The sequence below is a fragment of the Candidatus Methylomirabilota bacterium genome (assembly GCA_036005065.1).
GTDB lineage: Bacteria > Methylomirabilota > Methylomirabilia > Rokubacteriales > DASRDR01 > DASYQW01.
The window spans coordinates 1-8948 of the sequence record DASYQW010000148.1; the positions used below are offsets into that span (position 1 = coordinate 1).

Below are 8948 nucleotides of genomic sequence, written 5' to 3' on the forward strand. Positions count from 1 at the left end.
AGCTGGCGTACATCCCGTCGCCGTACCACGAGCAGACCGTCAACTTCACCGTGTCCATCGGCGGTCAGTAGGCCCGAGCGAGGTGGCTCCCCCGGGGAGCCACCTCTCGCTCACGCCCGGGGGCCCGAAGGGACGGCCTGCCCTCTCCCCCGATCGGGGGAGAGGGTCAGAGAGGCTCATGGCCCACCCATTTCTTGCCGATCAGGGCTAACTCCCAACGTGAAAGCAACCGGCGTGGCCGTAGACACCGGATGCTCCGCTGGGAGCGGGCCCCGGCGCCACCCCCGCCTCCTCGAAAGCCATGCCTCGCGTGGCGAGCTGAGCCGCGTCGCGCCGGCGCCCGGGATGAGCCGAAGGTGGGCGGCCACCCGTGCGCTTCGCGGCGTGCCTTGGGGGTACACTGGGGGTGCATTCACGCCTCCTGCCCCCGCCGGAGAGGGACCTGCTCGGGGAGCCAGAGGGGTGTGGCACAGGAGGTTGTGCCCATGTCGGCACCCCGACCGACCGTAGGCCTCGGTCGACCCGAGCGCCCCGGCGAGGCCTCGCTCCGTCCAGCACCGACACTCCTGGGGGGCGAGCCGCCGAGGCCATCCCGGCCGCGGCCGCCCGCGCGTCTCATCGACCGGCAACTGCTTTCCGTGCTACGACGCTATCTCGGCGACGCTCCGGTGGCCCTGCAGGTCGGCGCCAGCCTCGGGAGCCGGCCACCGCTCGGTCGTCCCATTGCGACGATCGCCATCCGGGATCGCCGGACGGTGCTCGAACTGCTCCGCCGACCGGAGCTGGCTTTTGGCGAGGCCTACATGTCGGGCCGCCTGGACGTGGAGGGCGATCTGGTAGGCGCGCTCGAGGCCGTGTATCGCGTGCAGGCTGACGAGGCTGGCCTCCCCCGTGCGGCCCGTGCCGCCCGAACGTGGACCGCGCGAGCGCTCAGCCGGCTGGCCCGGCGACATGGCCGGCGGGCGGCGAGGCACAACATCCATCGTCACTACGATCTCGGGAACGACTTCTATCGACTGTGGCTCGATCGCGAGATGGTCTACACGTGCGCCTACTTCCCGTCCCCTGACGCCAGCCTCGAAGAAGCGCAGCTCGCCAAGATGGAGTACGTGTGCCGGAAGCTAGGGCTGCGAGGGGGCGATCAGGTGGTGGAGGCGGGATCCGGCTGGGGGGCCCTGGCGCTCTACATGGCCCGGAAGTACGGGGTCCGCGTGAGGGCCTTCAACATCTCCCGCGAGCAGATCTCCTTCGCCCGCGAGCGGGCCCGGGCCGAGCAGCTCTCGGACCGGGTCGAGTTCATCGAAGACGACTACCGCAGCATCACCGGCTCGTTCGACGTGTTCGTATCGGTCGGCATGCTCGAACACGTCGGACTCGAGTGCTACCAGGCGCTGGGGCGCCTCATTCGACGCGTCCTTCGTTCCGACGGCCGGGGGCTCCTCCACTTCATCGGCCGGAACCAACCCGAGCCGCTCAACCCGTGGATCGCGAAGCGCATCTTTCCCGGCGCGTACCCGCCAACGCTCGCCGAGGTCACCCACCGGGTGCTCGAGCCGTCGAACCTATCGGTCCTCGATGTCGAGAACCTGCGCCTGCACTACGCGGAGACGCTGCGCCACTGGCGCACACGGTTCGATGCCGTCTCGGAGCACGTGGCCCGCATGTTCGAGCTGCCGTTCGCGCGCGCGTGGCGGCTCTATCTCGCCGGATCGGAAGCGGCCTTCCGCGTCGGGTCGCTGCAGCTCTTCCAGGTCGTCTTTGCTCCCGGCTCCAGCAACCGCGTGGCGTCCACGCGTGATGCGCTCTACACCGAGCCGCTCGTGTGAGGCCCATGACGACGTGTGACGTGCTCGTGGTCGGCGGCGGTCCGGCCGGATCGACCTGCGCGTGGCAGCTTCGCGCCAGCGGCGTCGACGTGCTGGTCATCGACAAGGCGCGCTTCCCGCGGGACAAGGTCTGCGCCGGCTGGATCACGCCGGCCGTGGTCGACGAGCTCTCGCTCGACGTCGACGAGTACCGTCGCGGCCGCGTGTTCCAGGGGATCGCGGGTTTCCGCACCGGTGTCATGGGAGAGCCGCTGCTCGACACGCGCTACGACCGGCCGGTGAGCTTCGGCATCCTGCGCCGAGAGTTCGACCACTACCTGCTCGTCCGGTCGGGGGCGCGGGTCCTCGAAGGGACGGCGGTGACGCGCATCGAGCGGACCCCGGACGGCTGGCAGGTGAACGGCGACATCACGGCTCGGCTCCTCATCGGGGCCGGCGGTCACTTTTGCCCCATCGCGCGCCGGCTCAACGGTCCGCGCCGCGACGAGCCGATCGTGGCGGCGAGCGAGGTCGAGTTCACGCTGACACCCGAGCAACAGGCGGCCTGTCGCGTGAATGCCGAGCTGCCCGAGCTGTATTTCTGTCCCGATCTCAAGGGGTACGGCTGGTGCTTTCGGAAAGAGACGACGCTCAACGTCGGTCTGGGGCGCCAGGACCGGCACCGGCTCACGGAGCACCTGCAGCGCTTCGTGCGCACGCTGGTGTCGGAGGGCCATCTCCCGGCCGACCTCCCGACCACCTGGCACGGGCACGCCTATCTCCTCAACGGATCCTCGCCGCGAGCGGTGACGGCCGACGGCGTCTTGCTGATCGGCGACGCCGCTGGTCTGGCCTACGCGCAGAGCGGCGAAGGGATCAGGCCGGCCATCGAGTCGGGCCTGCTAGCCGCTCGCACGATCATCGCCGCCGGTGGCGATGGCCGCGGGGCGGCGCTGGACCCATACCGGGTTGCGCTCCAACAGCGCTTCGGCGTGGAGCGCGAGGTGGTGTCGAGCGCACCGGTGGCCGCTCCCCAGCCCGCGCGAGGGCTCACCGGGCTCTTCCCCGATCGGGTGGTCCTGTCACTGGCCCGAAGACTCATGGCCACCCGCTGGTTCACCAGGCGTGTCGTGCTCGATCGCTGGTTCCTGCACGCCGGCGACGCCCCGCTCGCGAGGCGACTTCAGCACGGTTGACGGAGGCGCTAGGTCTCGGAAGACCCCCCGAGACCCCCCGTCGTGGCGGCGGCGAAGCCGCCGCTCGGAGCACCTCGATGCACCACGCGCTCGGTGGCCGGCGCCGGGTTAGTCGGACACGCTCCTAGCTCGCCCGCTTGGTGATCTCGTGCTGGCACGCCGGGCACTTGTACCGCGTGATCTTACGAGCGTGGTCACGTCGTCGGGGCAGGCCGGGCGGCATGGGCTTCCCCCGCTCCGAGCATTTCGGGGTTGGACACGTCGGGACCTCCGCCATTGTCGCGCCTCCTGGATTGGTTCCGATCACCGTCCGTATCGCCGGGCCCACGCCGCCTGAGGCCGATCACCTGCCGACCTCTCCCTCGGGCGCCAGCCGCGCGCCTTGGTCACCGGTCGTCTGGCTTCGGTGTCCAGGTTCCCGCCGCATACTCGCGCAAGCCCTGGAGGAGCACTTGGCCGAGCGTGGTCCCCTCGCGCGTGGCGCGGACACGCGCGGCCCGCTGAAGATCACGGGGGACGCCGCGCACGAGGTAGATTCCCGTGGTCGCCATACGAGCCAGCACGCCAGCCGGCATCAGACGGCCCACCCGCCCCTGAACATCCATAGAACGCCGCATGACTGTTCCTCCTCGCGAAGATCGTGGCCCTCCCACACGGGCTCGGCTCTGCCCGCCGAGGGGGTCAGGCCACGCGGGCCAGACCTTGCGCTCGACTCCGTGCCTCCGAGGGAGCATGCAGCGGCCGGTAGCCACTCCGCTCGAGATCCTCGATGGCGCGTGTGACCGTGCTCGGCTCGAGGGAGCCGGCCCGCCGCGCCCGGCCGCTGGGCAGCGCCTGGTCCCACGGGCCGCCCTCGATGACGTGCTCGAGCGGCTCCGTCAGTGGCCGGCGGTTCGGGAACGGGCTGTGCGCATCGGGGGTCAGGCCCATGGCTCTCCTTACTGTATGACTACAATAGTACACTCGGACAGGTTTGTCAAGCCCACCCAGGGGGGCCGGCCTCGTCGATCATGCGAATGATCTCCGAATTCTTCCATCGGCACGCGAGCGCCGACAGCGGATCGTCTTCGCCCGCGACGTACGTCCGCCCCGTGATCCAGCGGAAGCCTCACGAGCCGGGGGTCTCCGTGCACCACGGCCATCGGAGCGCGACTGGGGTCGAGCTTTCTTCGGGTACTTCGCGCGGCTGAAGACCCTGCCGCGGTGGCCCGGGGAATCCGCCACGGCGTGAGCCGCCGGGCCCGCCAAGTCATTGACGGCGGCCTTCCCGTAGCCGATGATCGGAAGGGGTAATCATCACGGCAGGGGGGAGGAATCATGAGCAGCGACAAGGTCGATCTCGTTCGGTCGTCCAGTGGCGGCGTGGTCGGACGGGCCCAGAGCCTCGCGCGGGGCCAGCGACTCGTCCTCGATTCGTCCGCGCGCCCGCAGCCGGACGCGCTCACGAACAGCGAGGCGTTCCTGGCGGGCATCTCGTCCTGTGGCGTCACGCTGATCGAGGCGTACGCCCAGGAGAAGGGGATCCCGGTCCAGCGGATGGACGTCACGATCGAGGGTGTCCGCGCGGCCGCCGACCCGTCGCGGTTTTCCAGCATCACCATGACCTTCGAGATCGCCGGGGTGAGCCAGTCCGAGGCCGAGGCACTGGTGGAGACCTACCGGAACCGCTGACCCCTCTACCGTACGGTCGCGGGAGCGACCGCGGTGAAGACCCGAGTGGCCGCCGTGCGGTGAGGGCGACGGCCTCCATCGACACGGGACACCCCTCGACCGCGCTCGCGCTCAGGAGGATCGCGGAAGCGTCCGGCGGATCTCCTCGATGGTCGTCGCGTAACTCGAGCGGAGCACGGCCGCATCCGACGAGTAGTTGATGATGGTCGCCCCCAGCGCCATCATCTGGCGCACCCCCTCCACGGTGTCGGTCAGCATCGCCACCGCCTTGCCGTGCTTGCGCGCGGCCGCCACCAGCCGCTGGCGATGCTCGTCGAGCACCTGCCGCTGCCCGGGCGTGCCCAGCACGCCGAGGTTCTGGGCCAGGTCGGTCGGCCCGATCGTCAGCGCGTCGATCCCGGGAACCGACGCGAGCTCGTCGAGCCGCTCGAAGGCGCGCTTCGTCTCCAGCATGATCGTCACGTGCACCCGCGCGTTCGCGGCCGCCATGTGCTCGCCGGGCGGCCGCACCCGGTACCCGGTGTGGGGGCCGAAGCCGTACATGCCGCGCTCGCCCAGCGGAGCGTACCGGCAGCAGGAGGCGACCTCCGCCGCCTGTTCCGGCGTATCGACCTGCGGCACGTGCAGGTTAAAGACGCCGGCGTCGAGGAGCCGCGTGATCCACTCGCGGTTGCCCTCGGGCGGGCGAACCACCAGCGGAAAGTCGAGGGCTCGCGCGAGGGTGGCCATGTCGGCGACGGTCTCCATGGAGAACGGCGAGTGCTCCATGTCGACCCGGGCGAAGTCGAGCCCGGCGGCCTGGAGGAGCGTCAGGACCGACGGCGTCCGGATCATGGTCACCCAGGTGCCGATCTGCAGCTCGCCGCGCTCGGCCCGAACCCGGTAGGCGTTCTCGTTCACCACGCGCCTCCCCCCTGAACCGAAGTCAGTCGGAACAGACCACATTCCCGGGCGAGCCGTCAAGCCCATCACTCGCGCCGCAGGCCGGGGGCGGAGCACAGCCGGCGGCTGTGGTATGATCCGGCGAGTTCACCGAGCCGCCGGGGAGGTTCCGATGTCGACCCAACGCATCCCGGGCTTCTGCGCGCTCTGTCGGTCGCGTTGTGGCTGCATCTCGGTCGTGGAAGACGGCCGGCTGGTCGCCGTCGAGCCCGACCCGGGCCACCCGACCGGCCAGAGCCTGTGCGTCAAGGGCCGGGCGGCCCCCGAGCTGGTGTACGCGGCCGACCGGCTCCTCCACCCGATGAAGCGCACCCGCCCCAAGGGTGACCCGGACCCCGGCTGGGTCCGGATCGGCTGGGACGAGGCGCTCGACTGGACCGCGGCCCGGATGCGGGAGGCGGCCGACCGGGACGGCCCCGAGGCGGTGGCCTTCGCGGTGACCACGCCGTCCGGCACGGCGGTCTCGGACGGGTTTGCATGGATCGAGCGGCTGATCCGGGTCTTCGGCAGCCCGAACACGATCTGGGGCGAGGAGCTGTGCGCGTGGCACCGCGACTTCGCCACGGCCTACACCTTCGGCGTCGACATCGGCGCCCCCGACTTCGCCCGCACCGGCTGCCTCCTCCTCTGGGGGCACAACCCCTCGACCTCCTTCCTGGCCCAGGCGACGGCTGCCGCCGACGCGAAGACCCGCGGGGCGGCGCTGATCGTGGTCGACCCGCGGCGGGCGGGCCTGGCCAACCGGGCGGACCAGTGGCTCCGCGTGCGGCCCGGCACCGACGGCGCGCTGGCGCTCGGCCTGGCCGCCGTGATGATCGCCGAGGGCTGGTACGACCGGGAATTCATCCGCGACTGGAGCACCGGCCCCTTTCTCGTGCGCGACGACACCGGCCGCTTCCTCACCGCGGCCGACCTCGCGGAGCCGGGCTCGGCGGAGCACTCCGTGGCCTGGGATCGCGCGGCCGGCCGCCCGGTCGCGTACGACCCGCGGGCCGCCCGGTTCCTCGGGCCGATCCAGGAGCCGATGCTCCTCGGATCGGTCAACTGCCCGACGCCGGCGGGACCCGTCACCGGCCGTCCCGCGTTCGAGCGCTACGCCGCGCTCTGCCGCGCCTATCCGCCGGCCCGCGTGGAACAGATCACCGGGGTGCCGGCCGGCCAGGTCGTGGAAACGGCGCGCCTCCTCTGGGAGCGGCGCCCGGTGTCCTACTTCCACTGGACGGGACTCGAGCAGCACACGAACGCCACCCAGGCGGTCCGGGCGATCTCGCTGCTGTATGCGCTGACCGGGAGCTTCGACGCGCCCGGCGGCAACCTCCGGGTGAGCCGCCCCGCCGTCAACGACCTGGGTGGCCGCACGGCTCTCCCCGCGACGCACTGGGCGAAGACCCTCGGATTCGGCGAGCGCCCGCTCGGGCCGGGCCGTCACGGCTGGGTCACCGCCCGCGACGTCTACCGGGCGATCCTGCAGGGCCGGCCATATCCGATCCGCGGGCTGGTCGGGTTCGGCTCGAACCTGCTCCTCTCCCAGCCCGACGCCGAGCTCGCCCGCGCCGCGCTCACGCGGCTCGAGTTCGTCGTCTACACCGAGCTGTTCCTGACGCCGACGGCGGTGCTGGCCGACGTGGTCCTTCCGGTGGCCTCGGCCTGGGAGCGGGAAGGGCTGCGGGTGGGATTCGGGCCGACTCCGGAGGGCGAGGCCTTCATCCAGCTGCGCGCGCCCGTGGTGGCGCCGCGCGGGGAGGCCCGCTCGGACACCTGGATCGTCTGCGAGCTGGCCAAGCGCCTGGGCCTGGGCGAGTCGTTCTTCGGCGGGGACGAGGATGCCGGTCACCGCTTCGTGCTGGCCCCGTCGGGGATCACGCTCGAAGCGCTGCGGGCGAAGCCGGAGGGCGTGCGGGTCCCCCTCGAGACGCGCTACCGGAAATACGCGGAGCCCGCGGCCGATGGCCCGGCGGGCTTCCCGACGCCGAGCCGGCGCGTGGAGATCTACGCCCAGCGGTTCCTGGATCACGGCCAGGCGCCGCTCCCCGAGTACGTGGAGCCGGCGGCGAGCCCGGTCAGCCGGCCCGATCTCGCCGCCCGCTATCCGCTGGTCCTGACCTCGGCCAAGGTCGTCCAGTTCTGCCACAGCCAGCACCGGAACCTGCCCCACTTGCGCCGGCACAGCCCCGACCCCGTCATCGAGCTGCATCCGGCGGCGGCCGGGTCGCGGCACATCGCCCCGGACGACTGGGTGCTCGTCGAGACGCCTCGCGCGACCATGCGGGGGCGAGCCCGCCTGAATGGCAGTCTGGCGCCCGACGTGGTCTGCGCGCAATTCGGGTGGTGGCAGGCGTGCGAGCCGCTGGGGCTGCCCGGCTACGACGTGGCCGGACTCGGGAGCGCGAACTACAACGGCGTGATCGACACCGACACCGCCGACCCCATCAGCGGCACGATCCCCCTGCGCTCCTACCTCTGCGAGGTGCGCAAGGCGCCGGGATAGCCGGGAACGCGACGGCCGCCGAGAATGAAGGCGACGCGCCTCGCCGCTGCCGTCGCGCTCGCCCTGGGACTCCTCGCCGGGAGCTCCGTCTGACGATTTCCGCGATCGGTGCTGACCCGGGCCGACGTGCTCATCGAGTGACGCGCCGGGTCGGCCGCGACGAAGCTACCCGGTGAGTCCCGGCGGTCCCCTCTCCTCGGGCCGTATTGTATTACGGCATCGATGCTGGTATGCTCCGACCATGGCCACCCGGAAGCTGACCGTTCACATCGACTCGGACCTCCTGCGCCGCGCGTGCGAGCGGACCGGCCAGGGCGTGACGGCCACCATCCGACATGGACTGGAGCTGGTGGCGGCCCGCGAGGCCTACGAGCGGCTCCGCGCCCTCCACGGGAAGGTCAAGTTCACGCTCGACCTCGAAGCCCTGCGTGAAGACCGGCGGTGATCGCCGTCGACACCAGCTCGTTCGTCGCCTACCTCTCGGGGGCGGAAGGGCCCGACGTGGACGCGACGGGCTGGGCGCTCGAGCACAGTCAGGCGGCCGTGCCGCCCGTAGTGCTGACAGAGCTGCTGAGCGACCCCGGGCTCGCTCCCGACGTGAAGGATCTCTTCGTCAGGCTGCCACTGTTGGATGTCACCCTCGGGTATTGGGAGCGGGCCGGCCTGCTGCGCGCGAAGGTCCTCGCCCGGGGGCGCCGAGCCCGCCTGGCCGACACGCTCATCGCGCAGTCCTGCCTCGACCACGACGTCGAGCTGGTCACCCGTGACGCGGACTTCCGGCCTTTCGTCCGCGCGGGCGGCCTGAGACTGTTCTCGGCTCGGGGCGTCCGGTAGCGTCGCGACGCG

Annotated in this window: 9 protein-coding genes; 6 read left to right on the forward strand and 3 right to left on the reverse strand. The window is 71.4% G+C overall.

Annotation, left to right across the window (positions count from 1 at the left end; translation table 11 throughout):
- The first annotated feature begins 638 nt into the window (after positions 1-638).
- Together VGW35_10580 and VGW35_10585 are read left to right on the forward strand one after the other, a co-directional pair.
- Positions 639-1826: a cyclopropane-fatty-acyl-phospholipid synthase family protein gene (locus tag VGW35_10580; GenBank protein HEV8308101.1), complete on the forward strand. Its 1188-nt coding sequence runs from the start codon at positions 639-641 to the stop codon at positions 1824-1826.
- 5 nt (positions 1827-1831) lie between these two features.
- Positions 1832-3001, forward strand: a complete 1170-nt coding sequence (locus VGW35_10585; protein ID HEV8308102.1) for an NAD(P)/FAD-dependent oxidoreductase — start codon at positions 1832-1834, stop codon at positions 2999-3001.
- Positions 3002-3387: 386 nt separating this feature from the next.
- On the opposite strand, the gene VGW35_10590 is transcribed toward VGW35_10585, so the two are convergent.
- The gene (locus tag VGW35_10590; protein HEV8308103.1) at positions 3388-3618 is read right to left on the reverse strand and encodes a hypothetical protein; all 231 of its coding nucleotides are present in this window, start codon (positions 3616-3618) and stop codon (positions 3388-3390) included.
- A 64-nt stretch (positions 3619-3682) separates the two neighbouring features.
- Entirely contained in the window at positions 3683-3931 is a 249-nt protein-coding gene (locus VGW35_10595; GenBank protein ID HEV8308104.1) for a hypothetical protein, read from the reverse strand.
- Positions 3932-4318: 387 nt separating this feature from the next.
- On the opposite strand from VGW35_10595, the gene VGW35_10600 reads away from it, so the two are divergent.
- Positions 4319-4672, forward strand: a complete 354-nt coding sequence (locus VGW35_10600; GenBank protein ID HEV8308105.1) for an OsmC family protein — start codon at positions 4319-4321, stop codon at positions 4670-4672.
- Between the two features lie 111 nt (positions 4673-4783).
- Here the strand turns inward: VGW35_10600 and VGW35_10605 are convergent, their stop codons facing one another.
- Positions 4784-5572 (reverse strand): aldolase/citrate lyase family protein, encoded by a 789-nt coding sequence (locus VGW35_10605; protein ID HEV8308106.1) that lies wholly within the window; start codon positions 5570-5572, stop codon positions 4784-4786.
- A gap of 154 nt (positions 5573-5726) precedes the next feature.
- On the opposite strand from VGW35_10605, the gene VGW35_10610 reads away from it, so the two are divergent.
- The 3 genes from VGW35_10610 to VGW35_10620 all read left to right on the forward strand — a co-directional run bounded on the left by VGW35_10610 (position 5727) and on the right by VGW35_10620 (position 8936).
- Positions 5727-8102, forward strand: a complete 2376-nt coding sequence (locus VGW35_10610) for a molybdopterin-dependent oxidoreductase (protein ID HEV8308107.1) — start codon at positions 5727-5729, stop codon at positions 8100-8102.
- A 241-nt stretch (positions 8103-8343) separates the two neighbouring features.
- Complete coding sequence (locus VGW35_10615) at positions 8344-8547, forward strand: hypothetical protein (protein HEV8308108.1); 204 nt, start codon at positions 8344-8346, stop codon at positions 8545-8547.
- Positions 8544-8936 (forward strand): PIN domain-containing protein, encoded by a 393-nt coding sequence (locus VGW35_10620; GenBank protein HEV8308109.1) that lies wholly within the window; start codon positions 8544-8546, stop codon positions 8934-8936. Before VGW35_10615 ends, VGW35_10620 begins: the two co-directional genes overlap by 4 nt.
- Positions 8937-8948 lie beyond the last annotated feature (12 nt).

Excerpts from the sequence above, each read along its gene's own strand:
- VGW35_10615 (HEV8308108.1), top strand. The coding sequence starts at position 8,344 with ATGGCCACCCGGAAGCTGACCGTTCACATCGACTCGGACCTCCTGCGC.
- VGW35_10610 (HEV8308107.1), top strand. The coding sequence starts at position 5,727 with ATGTCGACCCAACGCATCCCGGGCTTCTGCGCGCTCTGTCGGTCGCGT.
- VGW35_10590 (HEV8308103.1), bottom strand. The coding sequence starts at position 3,618 with ATGCGGCGTTCTATGGATGTTCAGGGGCGGGTGGGCCGTCTGATGCCG.
- VGW35_10585 (HEV8308102.1), top strand. The coding sequence starts at position 1,832 with ATGACGACGTGTGACGTGCTCGTGGTCGGCGGCGGTCCGGCCGGATCG.
- VGW35_10595 (HEV8308104.1), bottom strand. The coding sequence starts at position 3,931 with ATGGGCCTGACCCCCGATGCGCACAGCCCGTTCCCGAACCGCCGGCCA.
- VGW35_10600 (HEV8308105.1), top strand. The coding sequence starts at position 4,319 with ATGAGCAGCGACAAGGTCGATCTCGTTCGGTCGTCCAGTGGCGGCGTG.